15 protein-coding genes and 1 pseudogene are annotated in these 17,145 nt (G+C 69.5%); 8 read left to right on the plus strand and 8 right to left on the minus strand.

The features are described from left to right. Nucleotides 1-450: 450 nt before the first annotated feature. On the plus strand, nucleotides 451-1,104 hold the full coding sequence (locus tag ACFYQQ_RS31545) for a DsbA family protein (RefSeq protein ID WP_356240520.1): 654 nt from the start codon (nucleotides 451-453) through the stop codon (nucleotides 1,102-1,104). 279 nt (nucleotides 1,105-1,383) lie between these two features. Here the strand turns inward: ACFYQQ_RS31545 and ACFYQQ_RS31550 are convergent, their stop codons facing one another. The 6 genes from ACFYQQ_RS31550 to ACFYQQ_RS31575 form a co-directional block, all read right to left on the minus strand. After that, nucleotides 1,384-1,752, minus strand: coding sequence for a DoxX family protein (locus tag ACFYQQ_RS31550; RefSeq protein ID WP_355786249.1), 369 nt, complete (start codon nucleotides 1,750-1,752; stop codon nucleotides 1,384-1,386). Between the two features lie 741 nt (nucleotides 1,753-2,493). Further along, nucleotides 2,494-3,054 carry an NAD(P)H-dependent oxidoreductase gene (locus ACFYQQ_RS31555; protein WP_355786252.1) on the minus strand — a complete coding sequence of 187 codons (561 nt, stop codon included), beginning with the start codon at nucleotides 3,052-3,054 and terminating at the stop codon, nucleotides 2,494-2,496. Between the two features lie 282 nt (nucleotides 3,055-3,336). Beyond that, the gene (locus ACFYQQ_RS31560; RefSeq protein WP_355786255.1) at nucleotides 3,337-4,614 is read right to left on the minus strand and encodes an MFS transporter; all 1,278 of its coding nucleotides are present in this window, start codon (nucleotides 4,612-4,614) and stop codon (nucleotides 3,337-3,339) included. A 246-nt stretch (nucleotides 4,615-4,860) separates the two neighbouring features. Continuing rightward, on the minus strand, nucleotides 4,861-5,343 hold the full coding sequence (locus tag ACFYQQ_RS31565; RefSeq protein ID WP_355786264.1) for a lipocalin-like domain-containing protein: 483 nt from the start codon (nucleotides 5,341-5,343) through the stop codon (nucleotides 4,861-4,863). A 77-nt stretch (nucleotides 5,344-5,420) separates the two neighbouring features. Next, nucleotides 5,421-6,998 (minus strand): aldehyde dehydrogenase (NADP(+)), encoded by a 1,578-nt coding sequence (locus ACFYQQ_RS31570; protein ID WP_355786257.1) that lies wholly within the window; start codon nucleotides 6,996-6,998, stop codon nucleotides 5,421-5,423. Continuing rightward, nucleotides 6,995-7,624, minus strand: coding sequence for an isochorismatase family cysteine hydrolase (locus ACFYQQ_RS31575; RefSeq protein ID WP_355786258.1), 630 nt, complete (start codon nucleotides 7,622-7,624; stop codon nucleotides 6,995-6,997). Before ACFYQQ_RS31575 ends, ACFYQQ_RS31570 begins: the two co-directional genes overlap by 4 nt. 173 nt (nucleotides 7,625-7,797) lie before the next feature. On the opposite strand from ACFYQQ_RS31575, the gene ACFYQQ_RS31580 reads away from it, so the two are divergent. The 4 genes from ACFYQQ_RS31580 to ACFYQQ_RS31595 all read left to right on the plus strand — a co-directional run bounded on the left by ACFYQQ_RS31580 (nucleotide 7,798) and on the right by ACFYQQ_RS31595 (nucleotide 12,431). Next, nucleotides 7,798-8,382 carry a TetR/AcrR family transcriptional regulator gene (locus ACFYQQ_RS31580; RefSeq protein ID WP_355786261.1) on the plus strand — a complete coding sequence of 195 codons (585 nt, stop codon included), beginning with the start codon at nucleotides 7,798-7,800 and terminating at the stop codon, nucleotides 8,380-8,382. A 454-nt stretch (nucleotides 8,383-8,836) separates the two neighbouring features. Beyond that, nucleotides 8,837-11,080 carry a SpoIIE family protein phosphatase gene (locus ACFYQQ_RS31585; RefSeq protein ID WP_388906065.1) on the plus strand — a complete coding sequence of 748 codons (2,244 nt, stop codon included), beginning with the start codon at nucleotides 8,837-8,839 and terminating at the stop codon, nucleotides 11,078-11,080. A gap of 168 nt (nucleotides 11,081-11,248) precedes the next feature. Beyond that, nucleotides 11,249-11,743 (plus strand): SsgA family sporulation/cell division regulator, encoded by a 495-nt coding sequence (locus ACFYQQ_RS31590; protein WP_355793739.1) that lies wholly within the window; start codon nucleotides 11,249-11,251, stop codon nucleotides 11,741-11,743. Between the two features lie 223 nt (nucleotides 11,744-11,966). Beyond that, nucleotides 11,967-12,431 carry a hypothetical protein gene (locus ACFYQQ_RS31595; protein WP_356240511.1) on the plus strand — a complete coding sequence of 155 codons (465 nt, stop codon included), beginning with the start codon at nucleotides 11,967-11,969 and terminating at the stop codon, nucleotides 12,429-12,431. 14 nt (nucleotides 12,432-12,445) lie between these two features. On the opposite strand, the gene ACFYQQ_RS31600 is transcribed toward ACFYQQ_RS31595, so the two are convergent. Then, a complete protein-coding gene (locus ACFYQQ_RS31600) occupies nucleotides 12,446-13,012 on the minus strand; it encodes a helix-turn-helix domain-containing protein (protein ID WP_356240508.1) in 567 nt (188 codons plus the stop codon). A gap of 290 nt (nucleotides 13,013-13,302) precedes the next feature. On the opposite strand from ACFYQQ_RS31600, the gene ACFYQQ_RS31605 reads away from it, so the two are divergent. After that, a complete protein-coding gene (locus ACFYQQ_RS31605) occupies nucleotides 13,303-14,121 on the plus strand; it encodes an enoyl-CoA hydratase/isomerase family protein (RefSeq protein ID WP_356240505.1) in 819 nt (272 codons plus the stop codon). Between the two features lie 640 nt (nucleotides 14,122-14,761). Then, a complete protein-coding gene (locus ACFYQQ_RS31610) occupies nucleotides 14,762-15,406 on the plus strand; it encodes a DsbA family oxidoreductase (protein ID WP_355781710.1) in 645 nt (214 codons plus the stop codon). Nucleotides 15,407-15,562: 156 nt separating this feature from the next. On the opposite strand, the pseudogene ACFYQQ_RS31615 reads toward ACFYQQ_RS31610, so the two are convergent. Then, nucleotides 15,563-16,161 (minus strand): annotated as a pseudogene (locus ACFYQQ_RS31615) (GntR family transcriptional regulator); the annotation flags it as partial. 479 nt (nucleotides 16,162-16,640) lie between these two features. Here ACFYQQ_RS31615 and ACFYQQ_RS31620 point away from each other — a divergent pair. After that, nucleotides 16,641-17,003 (plus strand): hypothetical protein, encoded by a 363-nt coding sequence (locus ACFYQQ_RS31620; RefSeq protein ID WP_356240502.1) that lies wholly within the window; start codon nucleotides 16,641-16,643, stop codon nucleotides 17,001-17,003. The last annotated feature ends 142 nt before the right edge of the window (nucleotides 17,004-17,145 follow it).

Below are 17,145 nucleotides of genomic sequence, written 5' to 3' on the forward strand. Positions count from 1 at the left end.
ATTCGTTGGAAAGGTTTCCGGTATATGTGATGCAGCCCTGCGGATCGCTTGCGGAATTAGATGGCCGCTGAATACCGCGGCACGATACAATCAGTGAAGTGATTGCCGTGTCAAGGATTACAATTGACCGGGCCGAGTAGCGGCCTCGCGTTCGCAGGGCGGGGCCAAGTGCGCGAAGTGGTGCTCCGCTTGGCGGTGCAGGTGGTTCCGCGGGCTTTAAGGCTGAAGCGCAACTGCAGGCTTAGGGGGGCGTGTCCGAACGGTTGCTTTGACACTCGACTCGTGACCCCCGTACGTTATAGGCGACCGGTCGGTCAGTCGTGGCGGGAGTTCGCGCCGGCGCGCGTGCGGGTGGGCCTGCGTACCGTCGTAGTAGGTGCCCTGCCCGCGCCTCGACTCAGTCCGGGCCCCGGTCGACGCAACGACACCGTGGTGACCATTGGAGTTCTCGTGAACGCATCCCCATCGCCCGAGTCTGTGACCGGTGTCGACTTCTGGTTCGACCCGGTGTGCCCCTGGACGTGGCTGACGTCCCGGTGGATGTTCGAAGTCACCAAGGCTCGACCCGTCGAGGTGTCCTGGCACGTCATGAGTCTGTCCGTCCTGAACGAGAATCGACTGGACGAGCTGCCCGAGCGCATCCGCACGTTGATGGGGGAGGCGTGGGCGCCCGTGCGGGTCCTGACGGCCGCACGCCTCACCCACGGGGACGAGGTGCTCGAACCCCTCTACACCGCACTCGGAACCCGCTATCACCTGGAGCAGCGGCCCAAGGACCGGGCGACGCTGGAAGACGCCCTGCGGGAGGCCGGACTGCCCGTGGACCTGGCCGACGCCGGCGACACGGATCAGTACGACGAGGAGCTGCGGGCGTCCCATCGCAGGGGCATCACCTTGGTCGGCGAGGACGTCGGCAGCCCGATCATCGCGGTCCCCGGCCGGGACCAGGGCAGCGCCCCCACCGCCTTCTTCGGGCCCGTCGTCAACCCCACTCCCAAGGGCGAGGACGCCGCGCGGTTGTGGGACGGAGTGCTCACCGTGGCATCCATGCCGAACTTCTACGAGCTCAAGCGCACGCGCACCGGCGGCCCCGACTTCAGCTGAACCAGGTCCGGACCCGGACTCGTGCGACCCCCGCTGTGTCCGCGGCCGCCGGAAGTGGGACGCTTGGATCCCCGTCGGGCCCGCCGGCGCAGGCCCGGCGGGGAAGACGTCCGGAGGCGAGTGACATGTGGGTGTCGGCCGAGCCCTTGACCGGGATGTCGCCGGACGTGAGCAGTGAGCGGCGGCCGGACCGCGTCGGCCCGTACCAGCTACGACCGCCGGCAGCGGTCCGGCCGCCGCTCACCCGCTCTCATCTGTGGCGGGAACGGGGACTTGGCCTCAGATCGAAGCGGCGAGCGTGCAGGCGGCGGCTATCGAGATCAGGCAGAACATCACCGGCGCCATGGCGGCGTTGCGGGTCTTGCTGTCCGCGTAGTCACCCCACTTCACGTGGTAGCTGACCGCGCCGATGAGCAGGACGGCCATGCCGACGGCGGCGGCGATACCGACGGGCTGCCACCAGATGCCGGCCACCAGCCCGACAGCCGCGGCCACTTCGGCGAGACCGATGAAGCGGACCAGGCCGGAGCTGAGCCCCTTGGCGACGAGCCCTTCCGGCACGTCGCCCTTCATCTGGACCTTCGGGGCGCCCGCGGCGAGCGAGAAGAGGGCGAGGAGAACACTGAGGATGACAGCGGCGATGTACACAGGGGTCCTTGTTCGGGGTTTGTAGGGGAGAGGATGACGGTCTTTTTGTGCCGGTACTCGGGGTTGAACGGAGCGTGAGCCGTTCGGCACATGGCACAGCGACCCGTTCGCGGTTCGCGCGAGCGGGCGTGTGAGTCCTGCGGACAGTTGAGCGGCACCGGTGCCCGCCGCATGGCGGAACGACGCCGATGGGTGAGGATGCAGCCGTGTGCCGGTGTGCCCGACCGCGCACGTGTCGACCGGCTCACGGCCCGGCTGCGGTGTTGCCGGTGCTTCCGAGTGGGGCCGCGCCGGGTGGGTCGGCCCGCGTTCGGCTGGTCCGAGCGGGTCCCGCAGGGCTGAAAAGGATCATGCGCGCGGAGTGCCGAGTGCGTTCCTTGGTGCGCTGAAGACAGCAGCAAGGGGCCGTCCGGAAGGTAGCCGGGCAGGGGCGGCGCCGCGCCCTGCCGGAGACGGGCGCCCAGCACGACGGCCATGGGGCCCGGCGGGCGTTTGCCCGACCGCGTGAGGCAGGGGGGTCCACTCGCTCAGGACGCGTGGACCCCCCTGTTCTTGCTCAGCGATCTCGCGGAACCGCCGGTAGCGCACGGTCCCGCGTCGTCCTCGTGGGACTTCGCCGGCGAGCGGACACCGTCTGCGCCGGGATGGCACTGCCGGTGCCGTATCCGATGGAGCCGGCCCGGGTGCGGGGGTTGCCCGTAGCGCCGCGGGTTCGTCCGGCTCGGTCGGTCAAGGGGCTGGTCAGGCGGCGCGGAGCGGGGCGAGCGCGCGGCTCCAGGCCAGGACCTGGTCGAGGGTGGCGTTGAGCGCTTCCACCTGGTGGTCGCCCGGCTTGAGAACGCTGAAGTTCTCGAAGTCGTGGAAGAGCGACAGGCCGACCTGGGCCCGGACGTCGGCCATCTGCAGCTCGCCGGCGACGAGGCGCAGGTGCTCCACCGCGCGGGCACCGCCCATGGCGCCGTAGCTGACGAAGCCGACCGCCTTGTTGTTCCACTCGGCGAAGAGGTAGTCGATCGCGTTCTTCAGCACGCCGGACGTCGAGTGGTTGTACTCGGGCGTCACCATGATGAAGCCGTCGAAGGAGGCGATCTTGCTCGCCCACTCCTGCGTGTGCGGCTGCGAGTACTGGCCCATCGAGGGCGGCAGTGCCTCGTCGAGGTGCGGAAGCTTGTAGTCGAGCAGGTCGACCAGCTCGAACTCGGCGTCCGAGCGCTTCGAGGCGACGTCCAGCACCCAGCGGGCCACACCCTCGCCGTTGCGCCCGGGGCGCGTGCTGCCGAGGATGATTCCGATCTTGGTCATAGCAAAGCCTTTCTTGTGGGTGACTCGCGAGCCGCCCTACTTAATTGCCACTACAAGCAATCTAACACAGAAGTTGCTACGTCAAGTAAGTTCCGGGGGTGTAGTTCAGTACGTAGGAGACTGCGGACGGTCCGAGGGCGTGACGCGGGTGCGCGCGGACGGCCGTTCCCTCCCCGTCGCGTGGTACTGGGAGCGGCCGGCTGCGGTTCGGGGGGTCTGGTCTCGGCCCCGGCGCCGCGGGCGAGGGGCGACGGCTCGTGTCGCTCCTGTGTCAGACAGGCCCTAGCGTCGTGCGGCTGCGGATTCCCTCCCGGGGGCGTCCTGGTCCACGCAGGAGTCGGCCGGGGCGGAGGCGGGGCGGGCGCTGTGTCGGGCGCGCGAGGTGTCCAGGGCCAGGACGAGCACCGCGATCAACAGGAAGCCCATGCCGCTGCCCACCACACCCGTCCACCCGAAGGCGGAGAAGAACACTCCCGCGACGGCGGAGCCCACGGCGCCTCCGGCGAACACGGCGAAGATGTAGACGGTGTTGAGACGCGCCCTGATGGCGGGTTGCGCCGCGAAGACGCGCGCCTGGTTGGCTATCTGGCCACTGGTCGTGCCGTACCCCAGGAGGTTGCAGCCGATGGCGAGGGCGATCAGGGACTGGCCGGCGAGCCCGAACAGCGCGAAGGCGAGCAGCGCCGCCGCGAGCGACAGGGCGTTGACCTTTCGCGAGCCCCAGCGGTCGGTGAGACGTCCCGAATAGCGGGCGGCCAGGGCTCCGGGCACGCTGAAGAGCCCGAAGAGTCCGATCACGGCGGGTCCCAGACCGATGGGTGCCTGCGTGAGATGGAAGGCGAGTGAGGACCAGAAGGCGGAGAAGGCCGCGAAGGCCGTCCCTCCGAGCGCGGCCGACAGCCGCAGGGAAGGGTGCTGGAGGATCAGCAGGGGTAGTGACGCCAGCATCCGGGGATAGCTCTCCCGTCTCACCGCGGGAGCCGGGGGATCGGCCGGCATGTAGCGCGGCAGGACCAGAAGCAGGGAGCCCGTGGCCAGGGCGGCGGCCACGAAGCCGGCCCGCCATGTCCCGGTCGCCTCGGCGATGAGTCCCGCCGCGGTCCTCGAGAGGAGGGCTCCCATGGTCAGCCCTGTTCCCACCGCGCCGAGGACGCGACCGGCGTTGCCCGTTGAGGCCATGGAGACGACGGTCGGCATGATGACCTGGGGCAGGACCGTGCTGGCGGAGAGCACGAGAGCGGCGAGGCTCAGCAGGGCGACCGAGGGAGCGAAGGCGCCCGCCGCGAGGCCGACGGTGGTGACCGCCAGCAGGACGGTGGACAGCCGGCGCAGCCGGGCGCCGTCGGCGAGCGGCACGATGGCGACGATTCCCAGTGCGTATCCGATCTGCCCGGTCGTGGCCACGAGCCCGGCCGTGGACGGCGAGGTGTGAAAGCTGCGCGCGATGGCGTCGAGGAGTGGCTGGGTGAAGTAGATGTTCGAGACGGTGACCGCGGTCGCCGTGGCGAACACCGGGATGGTCCCTCGTCTGACACCCGGGCGGGTGGCTGCGCTGGTCATGGGGTCCTCATGGGAATGGCTCACGGGTACGGGAGCGGCGTGAGCGCGTCGGTGTCTGTGGCGGCTCCGGTCCCGCCGTGTGTGCGGGCGGCCGCTCCACTCGCGGCGGAGCGGTCCGCGTGACCCTCTCGCGTGCGGACGGTTTCCCGCCCGCGGCCCGGCGGGCCGAACCCTGCTCTCTTCGCGGCACCTGCGCAGGTCGGTGCGGGAACGCGCCGGGCGCGCGGGCGGGAGCGCCGCGCGGGGTCATACCAGCCTGTTCCAGGTGAGTTCGGCCGTACGCTCCGCCCCCCAGAGCCGGGTGGGGGTGGTGACGCCGAGGCGGAGGAACGAGCCGGCGAACTCCACCTTCCGTACCTGGGTCAGTCCGATCCAGTTCGGAAAGAGGCTGGTGGTGACGTGGTGCTCCACGGTGTGGGGATCCACGACCTCGAACGGGCCACCGTAGGCGACGTAGCCGGCAGCCGTCCGGGCCAGATCGTCCGGCCCCGCCTCCTCGAGGCGCGGTGTGTCGAGGGGGAGCCGGTCTCCGCGTCCGAGCTGGGCCGACATGTATCCCTCGGGCGTGTAGACGATCAGTCCGTACGGGTCGGGACCGAAGGGCAGGATGATCTCCCCGTCGGTGTCCTTGGCCGTGTAGGAGACGAGTTGCCATGCGCCGAGGAGCCGCATGCGGACCTCGTCGCGTGCGTCGGGCCTGTTGTCGCCGACCGCGGCCGGGTCGTTCATGGGCACGGGAGTGCTCCCTTCTGTGGGGACGAGGACGAGCCGCCCCGTCCGACGGGCGGAGGGGCCGCGGCGAGGGATCAGTGCCGGGTGAGTTCTCCGTCGACCAGCCGCCAGAGACCGAGCGGGTTGGACTCGCGCAGCGGCTCGGGCAGCAGTTCGTCGGGGAAGTTCTGGTACGTCACCGGACGCACGAAGCGTTCGATCGCACCCATGCCGACCGAGGTGAAGCGGCTGTCGGAGGTGGCTGGGAACGGGCCGCCGTGCGTGGAGGCGTAGGAGACCTCCTGGGGGATGGAGAAGGCGTTGAACACGATGCGTCCCGTGCGCCGCTCCAGTATCGGAAGGAGCTGCTCCGCGGTGGTGCTGTCGGCGGCGTCGGCGTGCAGGGTGGCCGACAGCTGTCCGCGGAAAGCGCGGGCCGCCTCCAGTAGTTCCTTCTCGCTGGTCAGCTTGACCAGCAGAAGCGTGGGGCCGAAGACCTCCTCGCGCAGGGTGGGTTCGGCGAGGAATTGTGCTCCGGTGACCTCCAGCAGCAGGGCCTGGCCGTCCGTGTCGCCGACCGGGGCGGCTCCCTGGCCGAGGGTGGTGGCGCCGCTGTCCTGGTGGCGCCGGACGTTGCGGGCGTACGTGTCGTGGATGCCGGGGGTGAGCATGGGCCGGGCATCCCACTTCTGCACCTCGGCGGCGGCCGCGTCACGCAGTTCGGCGTAACCGGGGCCGTCCACGGCGAGGAGGATGGCGGGCTTGAGGCAGGCCTGTCCGACGTTGTACATGCCGCGCTGCACCAGTCCGGTGCCGATCTCGGCGCCGCGGGCGGCGAGGGCGCCGGGCAGGACGAAGGTCGGGTTGACGCTGGTCATCTCGGTGAAGACGGGGATGGGGTCAGGGCGCCGCTGGGCGCGGCGGTACAGGGCCATGCCGCCGGCCTCGGAGCCGGTGAAGGTGACCGCCCGGACCAGGGGGTGGTCCACGAGGGCTTCGCCGATCTCGTTGCCGGGGCCGCGGACGAGCGAGAAGACGCCCGGGTGGAGTCCGGCCTCGGCGACGGCCTCCTGGATGACGCGGGCCTGGATCTCGGAGGCTCCCGGGTGCGCGTTGTGGGCCTTGAGGACGACGGGGCAGCCGGCGGCCAGAGCCGAGGCGGTGTCCCCGCCCGCGACCGAGTAGGAGACCGGGAAGTTGCTCGCGCCGAAGATCGCCACGGGGCCGAGGGCGACCTTCTGCAGGCGGTGGTCCATGCGAGGTGTGGGCAGGCGGTCCGGCTGTGCGGGGTCGATGGCCGTCTGGAGGAAGCGGCCTTGCCGGACCACGGTCGCGAACTTGCGGAACACCGCGGCGGTACGGACGATCTCGCCCTCGAACTGCGCGACGGGCAGGCCGGTTTCGAGCGAGGTCCTGGCCGCGAGTTCGTCCTTGACCGCTTCGAGCTTGTCCGCGATGAGGTCCAGGAACGCGGCCCGCTCGGCGAGTCCGGTGTGGCTGTAGCTGTCGAAGGCGTCGTCGGCCAGTCGCAGTGCGCGGTCGACCTCGGAGGGACCGCCGAAGGCGAACTCCGGCTCGATGAGTTCTCCAGTGGCCGGATTGAGCGCCTGCATCGATCCGGCGGTGGCGGGTACGCGCTCCCCGCCTATGAACAGTTCTCCGGTGAGGGTCATGAGCGTGCTCCCTTGAACGCGTCGACGAGGTCGGCGGTGGTGGTGATGGCGTGGGCGTAGGTGGGCCCGTTCAACTCGTGGGCGGCGTGCATCATTTCGGGCAGGAAGGCGGCGGTGGCGTCCCGTACGAGCGTGACGTGGTACCCGAGCTCCATGGCGAAGCGGCCGGTGGACTCGATGCAGGTGTTCGCCAGCAGGCCGACCAGCACCACGTGGGTGACGCCGTGCTGCTTGAGCCGGAAGTCGAGGTCCGTGTTGGCGAAGCCGCTCTGCGCCCAGTGCTCGGCGACGACGACGTCGCCGGGCTGCGGCTGGAAGTCCGGGTGGAACTCTCCGCCCCAGGTGCCGCGCGCGAAGCTGTGCCGCTCCATGATGCCGAGCTGGGTGGGATTGGGGTGGCTCCAGGTCTCGTAGTCACCCTCCTCCCAGCGGCGATGGGGGACGAAGACGACCGGCGCGCCGGCCTCGCGGGCGGTGGCCACCACGGACCGCAGGTGGTCGAGCAGGTCCAGTTCCTTCGCCATCGTCTCCAGGCGTGGCCAGATCTTGCCGCCCTCGGAGAGGAAGTCGTTGTACGGATCGACCAGCAGCACGGCTGTGCGGCGCGGGTCGTAGGGCTGGGGCATGGTTCCGCTCCGATCTGGATGATGAGCATCATCGTGTTTTGAAGATTACGGCCGTCATCCTGAAAGTCAAGCTCGAAGTGCGCAGACCCTTTCCTGTGGGGCAGGGTGTATGATGACCGTCATCCAGTCGTGTGCCGGCCGCACGGCTCCGTCCCACGGAAGGCAGGGTTGTCATGGGCCACTCGCAGGCGGACAAGGCAGCGACCCGCGAACGCGTCCTGCGGATCGCGTCGCGCAGGATCCGGACCGACGGGGTCAACCGCCCGGGCGTCGCGGAGCTGATGCGCGAGGCCGGGCTGACGCACGGCGGTTTCTACAAGCACTTCGACTCCCGGGACGACCTGATCGCCCAGGCCGCCGCCTTCGCCCTCGCGGAGGGGACGGCGAAGATGGAGCGGTCCGCGCACAAGAACGACGAGGACCCGCGAGCCGGCCTCATCGACGCCTACCTCGCCAAGCAGCACCGGGACGGGCCCGCCACCGGTTGCGCGCTGGTCACCCTCGGCGCCGCTGCCGGACGCGGCGACAGTCACTTCAAAGAGGCCTACGAGAAGCAGGTCCGCACGTACCTGGACCTCATCGCCGGCCTGGACGACGACAACGAGGACGCGCACGCCGAGGCCATGCTCACGCTCAGTGCGCTGGTCGGCGCCGTTCTCATGTCGCGGGCCGTGGCCGACAAGCACTTCTCCGACGAACTGCTGAAGACGGTGACCGACCAGCTGACCCGCGACGACCCCCGCCCCGTGTCCGCCTGACCCACCTCGACGCGGCAGCGGATCCGACCGGTGCGGGCCGCGTCCGGGGGAGAGGTGCGCCGCTGCGGGCCCGCACCACCCACCGCGTCCGGCGGGACAGGCGGTCCGTTGCCACGGGACCGGTGAGCGGACCGAGCTCCCGCCGGCCGTTTCGGCCCGGCCGGGGCGCTCGGTTGCGCTGCAACCGGCCCCCGTGAGATGAGCCGACCGGCGTAAAGCGGCTGCGAGAGGTCTTCGAAGCGCGCCGCATTCCGAGCCGCGCCATCACGGCTTCGGAAGTACGAGTACGCGCGGACGTCCTTCCAGCCGCGCCGCGGTGCTTCGCGACGCCGGTGGCCCTGACGGAAGCGCCGCGCTCGCGCCGGAGCCGTCGACGGCGAAGAATTGACATCGACGTGAACGACGGAGCCTCTACCGATGGCCCGGCAGTCGCCGCGCTGGAGGGAGCCATCCCGTGGGGAGCAGCACACCGGATGAAGAACGGCATCGCAGCGACATCCCCCGCCCCGCCCACGGCACGGACACTGCGGAGGCCATGCATCACGCCGTGCGCGAGGCGCGACGCCGGCTCGACGCGGTGGCGGCCGCGGTCTACCTGGTGGATGACCAGCATGATCTCCGGCTGGCACTGACCGGCGGGAGTGCTCCCTCCTTCTTCACGTTCCCAGGCCGCATGGCGCTCGACGCCACCTCGGCCACGGCACGCGCCTGGGCCACGGGCAAGGCTGCCGTGCTCATCGATCCCGATCCGGCGGGTCCGGACCAGGAACACGTACTGCCCTACCCGTACACGGCCCTCTCGGCGCCCGTGGCCACCGCCCACCGGCGCTTCGGCGCGCTGACGGTGCTGCGGCTGGAGACCAAGGGCGCCTACCGGCCCGCGGAGTGCGAGGCGCTGGAGGACGTCGGACGCCGACTGGCCCAAGCCCTGGCCGGGCTGGCGGACGACGGAATCGCCGTGGCCGCCGGGCCGACACCGATGCTGGTGCCACCTGAGACGGAGGTGGACACGAGCGTGCACACCCCGGACTGGGGTGTGGAGAGCGTCCCGGGGTCCGCCGGGACGAGCATGATGTTCCCGCTACGGCGCCTGGCCGAGTTGCTCAACCGCGCCACGACCATGGACGACGTCGTGGCCGCCGCCGAGTTCTGCCTCATGTCGCCGCTGCGCGCGGAGTCGATCGTGCTGGTCCAGGAGCGCGAGGGCCGCCTGTGGGTGCTGGGACACAGCGGCCATTCCTCGGAGCTGTCGCGCACGCTGCACGGTGCCGGTGTGGACGACCGCACGCCGGCGGCCGCGGCGTTCCGTGGGCGTCCTCTGTACGTCACCGAAGAGCAGCCCCCGGCCGGCGGTGAGACCGGTACCGGTGAGATCCGAACACATGCGTATCTGCCGCTCAAAGGTGACGGGCAGTTCGTCGACCTGCCGTTCGCCGACCGCACCGAGATCGTCGCAGTGTGCTGTCTGTCCTTCCCGGGCGAGCGCCGGTTCCCGCCGGAGGAGCGGGCCCTTCTCGGCATGATGGCAGGGCTGCTCGGAGCGGCGGTGGAACGCGTCGCGCTCAGCGCCGAGCAACGCGGCGTCGCCCAGTTCCTGCAGCGGTTCCTGCTCCCCTCGCAACTCCCGGACCTGCCCCGGCTGGCGACCGCGGCGCGGTACCGAGCCGCCGACGGGACCTCAAAGGTGGGCGGCGACTGGTTCGACGTGTTCAGGATCGCCGACGACCGAGCTGTGCTGATCGTCGGCGACGTCGAGGGTCACGGGATGGAGAGCGCCGCGGTGATGGGCCAGGTGCGTACCGCGATGGCCTCCTACGCGATCGAGGGCCATCGCCCTCCGGCGGTGATCGACAGGGCCGGCCGAGTGCTGGCCGCGCTCGGCACCGACCTGACCGTCACGTGTTGCGTCGTCGCGCTGGACACCTCCGACGGGACCGCGGAAGTGGCCCTGGCCGGTCACCCCGCGCCCCTGGTGCGCCGGCACGACGGGGCCCTCGAAACCCTGGAAGCACCGGCCAACGTGCCCCTGGGTGTCCCCATGGCACACACCTACCAAGGAAGCGAGCACGTACTCCAGGCCGGCTCGGTCGTGATGCTCTACACCAATGGCCTTGTCGCCGCCCCCACGTCCGGTCCGGAGGCCTGTGCCCAGGCGTTGCTCGGCTCCGGCGACAGATCCGCCTCCGACCTCGAGGACCTGGCCGACAAAGTCGTCTCCGATCTCCGGTCCCCCGAGCAGCGCCGCGACGACGCCGCGCTGTTGCTCGCTCGGTACGACGGGGTGCGCGGCAAGGACGAGCCCCGGGCAGCCGGACTGCACATCCAGCGTCGTGACCTGCGCGGGGTGAAGGCGACCCGAAGGTTCGTGCACGACCAGCTCGGCTCCTGGGGGCTTCAGGACATGGCGGACGCCGTGGAGCTCGCGGCTTCCGAGATCGTGACCAACGCGCTCATCCACGCCGGGAGCGATGTGGACGTCCGGCTGCGGGCCTTCGCGGACCATCTCCGGTTGGAGGTAAGGGACTCGGACGCGAATCCGCCCATTCCGTCGGCTCTGTCGATCGCCGAGGACGAGATCCCCGAAGCCGAGCACGGGCGCGGCCTGCTCATCGTGGACGCGGTGGCCGACGAGTGGACGAGCCACCCCAACGGTCAGGGCAAGACGGTGTCCATGAAGATGTCCATCCCGACGCCGTGAGGTGTGCCATGGGCACGGGCATCGCGCCGGAACGAGTTCGCTGCGCTGGAATGAGTCGACCGGTCGTCTTGTTGTAGTCGGCAGATCGCCGGCGTCCACCACGGGTGGCCGTGAGTCGATCCCGACAACCGCGCCCCTGGCGCTGATACGGAAGCGAACGAGCGCGTGATGAACCACCCGATCCCCTCCGGTTCCGGACCGTCCTTCTCCCCGGACGAAACCCTGACCTGCTGGTGTGACGCCGAAGTCCTGCTCGACGGTCCGTTCTCCCTGCCGGTGACACTGGCTTTCCACTACGTCGCGGACCAGCCCTACAGCGTGCGCATGGCGGTGCACACGGATTCGGCGCCACCCGTGGAGTGGGTCTTCGCACGCGATCTGCTCATGGAAGGGCTGCGAAGACCGGCGGGGCTCGGAGATGTGCAGGTGTGGCCCGCCCCGCGCCGAGCGCATCAGCTGGAAGCCGGAGGAGGTGCGGTGCATATACGTATCAGTTCCCCCGACGGAACGACCGTCCTGTCCACACCGGCCCGGCCTCTCCGCGGCTTCGTCGCCCGGACTCTGGAGGAGGTTCCCTCCGGGGCGGAGACCGACAGGCTGCACGTGGACGAATCCCTCAGCGCGTGGGTGGCGGAAGGGCGGACCGAGGACGGAACGCTTTGATTTTGCCTCACGGCGGCGGGCGGACACGGCGGCGTGGGAGAGCCCTCGCCTGCGCTGCCTGAGTAGGAACTCGTCCTGTACGGCAGGCTGCCGTCGTGGGTGACGGCATCCGAACGGCCGCCACGCACGGCGAACCCTGCTGCACGTAAACTGCCGGCCAGGAGCGGGGGCTCGGCCCTCAGGGGAGGGCGTCGTGCGGACGAGTGACAGTCAGCGTCATTGGGTGAACGCGTATCACGTCCCGCTGAACATCGCCGCGATGCACCTGAGCGGCGTTCTGCTGTGCGTCGGCTTCTTCTGGATTCCGGCTGCGTCCGCGGAGACCTATGCCCAGACCGTCGGGACACTGTTCACGGTCCTGCTGTGCCACGTCGCCATCCAGATTCCGGCGGGCATTGTCGCCTCCCGTCGGGCAGCCCGCGGCCAGGTCGTCAAGGCCGGCCTGATCGCGCTGGGACTGGCCACGACAGCCACTTGCGGCCTCTACGTGTGCGCGGGTCACGAGCCCGCCACGCGAGCCTTCTGGTGGCAGGCATGGGGATGCCTCTGTGCCTCCTTGGGCAGCTACGTGTGGCTGTGCACACTCAGGCGCTCCACTGTCGAGCGACGCATCGAACGACTCTCATGCCTTGTCCGGACACTCGCCATGTGGGCCTTGCTGCGTCCACCACGGCGCGGTCCCCACTGACCGGGAAGTCGCCTCTACCCGTTCCGCCTTCGGGCCATGGACTGCATGGCGATGCCGAGGTCAGGGGCGCGCCGGGAGCACGCGGCGGTAGAGCCGTTCGCGGCGGAAGGCGCGGAGGCGGCCTCCACCGGCGTCGCCAGATCGACATCATCCAGTGGTGTCTCGTGCCCGTCCGTGCTGACGAACGCGACTCGCAGAGGGTCGCCGCTCGTCCTGCTGGTCCGGCGGACCAACGGGCCGTCGGGATGCGGGCAGTGCTGGTCGCCCCACTGTTGCAGAGCGCCGAAGAGCACCGTGAGTTCACGCCCGGCAGGCGTCAGGTGGTAGGCCATGCGTGACCGGGAGCCGGCCTCGCGGTAGGGCCGCTTGTCCAGGACGCCGCCCTCCACCAGGACTCCGAGTCTCTGGGTGAGCACGTCGCTCGCCACCGTCAGCCGGTCCCTGAAGTCCGAGTAACGGGTCGCTCCGTTGAGTGCCTCGCGCAATATCAGCAGGCTCCAGCGGTCGCCGATCAGCTCCAGCGTGCGGCCGATGGAACAACGAGTGTCACCTGCGGCAGGTCCGTGATTTCGCTTCGGCATGCTGTCAGCTTACCTCTGACACGGTTTTTCCAATTCAGGTGCTAGATTGGATTACAGGTTCCAGGTCGACCGGACCTGCGGCGTCCACGGACACGGCCAGTCAGGGCCGAATGCCCAGAGGCCGCGGCTACCACCTATGACGTGGGCCCGGCTGCCCGGCCATCCGGGGCGTCCGCACCTCGGCGGTGCCGGCGGACCGACAGCTCGTCGGCCCACAGCCTTCCCCCTCGGCGGCGAGAGCGTCGCGCACCACACACACCTTCACCCCGTTCGCTTCTCAAGGAGTCCTGATGAGCGCCAACCAGCAGTTCGCCGTCGAAGAGGTCAGCCCCTCCTACTGGCGGGTGACCTTCTCCAACGGCGAGATCAACCTGATCGACCCCGACACCATCGAGCAGCTGGCCGAGCTGGTCACCCGCATCGAAGAGGCGCCGGAACTGACCGCCGTCGTCTTCCGCAGCGCCAACCCGGACTTCTTCATGGCGCATTGGGACATGCTGTCGGACCGCTCCCGCGTCGCCGCCATGAAGCCGGCCGCCTCCGGCCTGCACCCTTTCGCCGACAACCTCTTCCGGCTCGGCAAGGTCCCCGCCGTCACGATCAGCGAGATCAACGGACGCGCCCGCGGGGCAGGCAGTGAGTTCGTCCTCGCGACGGACATCCGCTTCGCCGGACCCGGCACCATCCTCGGGCAGTTCGAGGTGGGCGTCGGATCGGTTCCCGGCGGCAATCCAACCGGGCGGCTTCCGCACCTCGTTGGTCGCGGGCGCGCACTGGAGATCCTGCTCGGCGCCGACGACTTCCCCGCCGAGCTCGCGGCGGCGTACGGCTACGTCAACCGCGTTCTGCCCGAGAACGAGCTGGAGCAGTTCGTGGACGGCTTCGCCCGTCGCGTCGCCGGGTTCGACAAGACCGCCGTCACCCGGACCAAGGCGCTGGTGGACGTGGAGTCCCTTCCCACGGAGCAGTCCTACGGCGCGAGCCTGCAGGCGTTCTTCCAGACCTCCGGTCGTCCCGAGAACGCCGACCGTGTCCGCTCCCTCTTCGAGCGCGGTCTCCAGCAGCCCGACGGTGTGGAGCTCGACCTCGGTCGCCGCGTGGCCGAGTAGGCGGGGCGGATGCCGCGACCCATCAGCGTCCCGCACGCGGCAGGACACGGGTTCCCTGGCGGGTCGGCGAGTGGTGGCCAAGACGCCTCTCGCAGGTGAAGGGAACACGCTGGTGACTTACCGGCCCAGCGCGATCGCCGTCGCGCAACACGCGCCGGATCACTCCTGATCGCCGTTCCTGCGACGGGATGTGGACGGGCTTGCCCAGCGCGCGGGACGGAGTGTCGACTCCCTTGCGCGGGAGGGTGAAAAGCCCCTGCCCGCCTTCACCATGTCCGCGGCCCTGCGGAGATCAAGCAGCAGTACTTGATCCGTCCGCCGGGGACGTGGTGAAGGCGGCCTTTGTCGTGCCCGGTCGCGCTCACCGCACTCGGCGAGGCGACCGGAGCGGTCTCCAACCGCTTTGGCTGCGCCTCTCTTTGGGGGCTTGTCGGGCGCGGTGCGCCTACGACCGGGAGCCGATCTTGAACGGTATGGGCGGGTGAGCGTGGCACAAAAGATGACCCCTGACCTGGCCTTTTGTTTATAGTCGGGCGGTCGTCTATTCTGCAAGGAGTTCAGTGACATTGTGATCGTCCGGGTCGGATTCCAGCGCCTTCGATGGTCAGTCCGCCGGCACTGCGATTGGAGAACTCACATGATGCGAGTCGAGATGTGGACCGACGTCGCCTGCCCGTGGTGCTACGTGGGCAGGGAGCACTTCGCCAAGGGCCTCGCCGCGTTCGCGCACCGCGACCAGGTGGAGGTCGTGCACCGCTCCTTCGAACTGAACCCGCAGGCGGAGAACGGCACGGTCCCGATCATCGACGCCGTCGCCGCCCAGTACGGCCGTACTCGTGCGCAGCAGGTCGCCAGGGAGGAACAGGCCAAGGGTATGGCGAACGCCGTAGGACTGGAATTCCGCGTCGGCGGACGGGTCTTCGGAAACACCTTTGACGTGCATCGTCTCGCTCACTTCGCGAAGACCCGCGGTCTGCAGAGCGAACTGCTGGACCAGGCCTTCCGCGTCCACTTCGCGGACGAGGCCTCCATCTACGACACGGAGACCCTGGTAGCCCTCGCCGTAGAAGCCGGGCTTCAGGAGGCCGAGGTGCGCGAGGTTCTCGGCAACCCGGACGCCTTCGCCGAGGAGGTGCGGTCCGACGAGCGGCTCGCCGCCGAACTCGGTGCGAGCGGTGTGCCGTTCTTTGTGCTGGAGCGACGCTACGGCGTCAGTGGTGTCCAGTCACCCGAGGCGTTCACCCGGGCACTGGAACAGGCGTGGGCCGATCGCCCCGCCGCGTAAGGTGCTCGCGTCGCCCGCGGCCGCCCTTGGAACGACACGCTGACACCCTCCCTCCGGGGAGGGGAAGCCGGCTGCTGCGTGCGGCAGTCGTTGCGGGCCGTGGGGGCCTGTCAGGCCTCGCGGGTGAGTTCGCCGTGCACCTGGCTGGTCAAAGCGGTGCTGAACGAGGGCCGCCCCGGCGGTGTCGGCGTCGCGAGCCAGGGTGGCCTGTTCGAGGCTGGGGTGTTCGGCTTCGGCATCGCCGGCGGGGGTGCGAGTGGCCGACAACCGGCGCGCCAGTTCGCTCGCCGTCCACAGGCGATCGAACGTGTCCAGCAGGCCTGAGTTGCCCCAGCCTTCCAGCAAGGCCCGGTGAAAGTCCCTGTGGGCGTGAGACCACGCGGTGGTGAGGTGCTTGTGCTCTCCCGGGAGGTACGCCGGGGTGCGGTCCAGCCGATGGTCCGCGACGCGTACGCGCGCCTCCCAGTCGAGGTCCCCGTTCTCGGTGGCCATACGCAGCATGACCGGCTTGACGGCGCAGCGGGCCTGGGCGAGTTCCCGCCACCGCTGGGCGGAGAAGGCGGCGACGGCGAAGCCCCTGTTGGGCAGCCGGTCAACGATGCCGTTCCCGACCAGCCGGACGAGCGCTCACGCACCAGGGCGAGCCTGACCGCGTGCCTGCCGGCGAGTTCCTGGTTCTTGAGGGCTTCCCCGGAAGAGAAGTCGCCCCGCATGATCGCGTCCCGCAGCTCGCTGCACACGCGCTCGGAGAGCATCTGCTGACGTCACGACCCGCGGGCCGGGCGGCGCCGATATAGCGAGCCGCGCGTGCGTCGGCGTCGTACACCATCACCGCATAGCTCCTGGTGCCTCTCGGGGCGCCGGTGGTTGTCGCGTGATTGCGGTGCTCGGTGCTCGGTCGGTGTGAACAGTCCGGCTTGCGACGTCGCCAGATGGTCAGGGGTGATATCCACCGGGGCCTCGCGAGCCGGATCTGCCGTGGAGGCAGGGGCGCGCAGTACGCCCGTCGGCGCCCCCGCTTTTCGCGCTGATCGCCCCTCACATGTGTGAGGGGCATACGTGTTTGAGATGGTGCACAGCACGGCGCCTGCATATGCGAGTTGACTCACACTTCCGACCGTACGTATTGTTGCTCAAGCAAGCAGTTGGGCCGGTGGTCCACACTTCATCTCACCCCATCCCGTGCCTACGTACCGGGATGTCTGGCGTGCTCGAAAGAAGGATGAACGAAATCATGCGCATGAAGAAGGTGCTTCAGGCCGTCGCAGGCACGGCTGTACTGGCCGGAGTGAGTCTGGGGGTCACCGCTCCCGCCCAGGCCGCGCCTGCCGGCACGGTGATCACGGCGTACTTCGGAGACGCCAGGGCCCAGTTCGACAACAGCCCGGGCGACGGCGCCCAGAGCTGGGTCTGGGGATACAGCCCGTACGCCAAGGCCTATGTGAAGTACCAGGATTACAACGGTACTCAGTACAAGCTCTACCTGAACGCCGGTCAGGCCGCCACCACGGAGCCGAACTTCGACGTGTGGAGGGCCGCGATCTGCGTGTACGACGGCGGGACCGGATACGCGTGCGGCAACTGGGCCAGCGTCTGAGGACATGACGCGTTGACAGGGACTCGCCCGTGTTCCGGGCGAGTCCCTCGTGCGTCTGCGCAGAAATACCCGGATGGGTTCGCGGCGGCCCGTCGCGCTGTGACGTCACTCAGGAATGCGTAAGGGGGAGCGGGACCGCGGT

Origin of the sequence: Streptomyces sp. NPDC005496, assembly GCF_042872045.1 — a bacterium.
Lineage (GTDB): Bacteria > Actinomycetota > Actinomycetes > Streptomycetales > Streptomycetaceae > Streptomyces.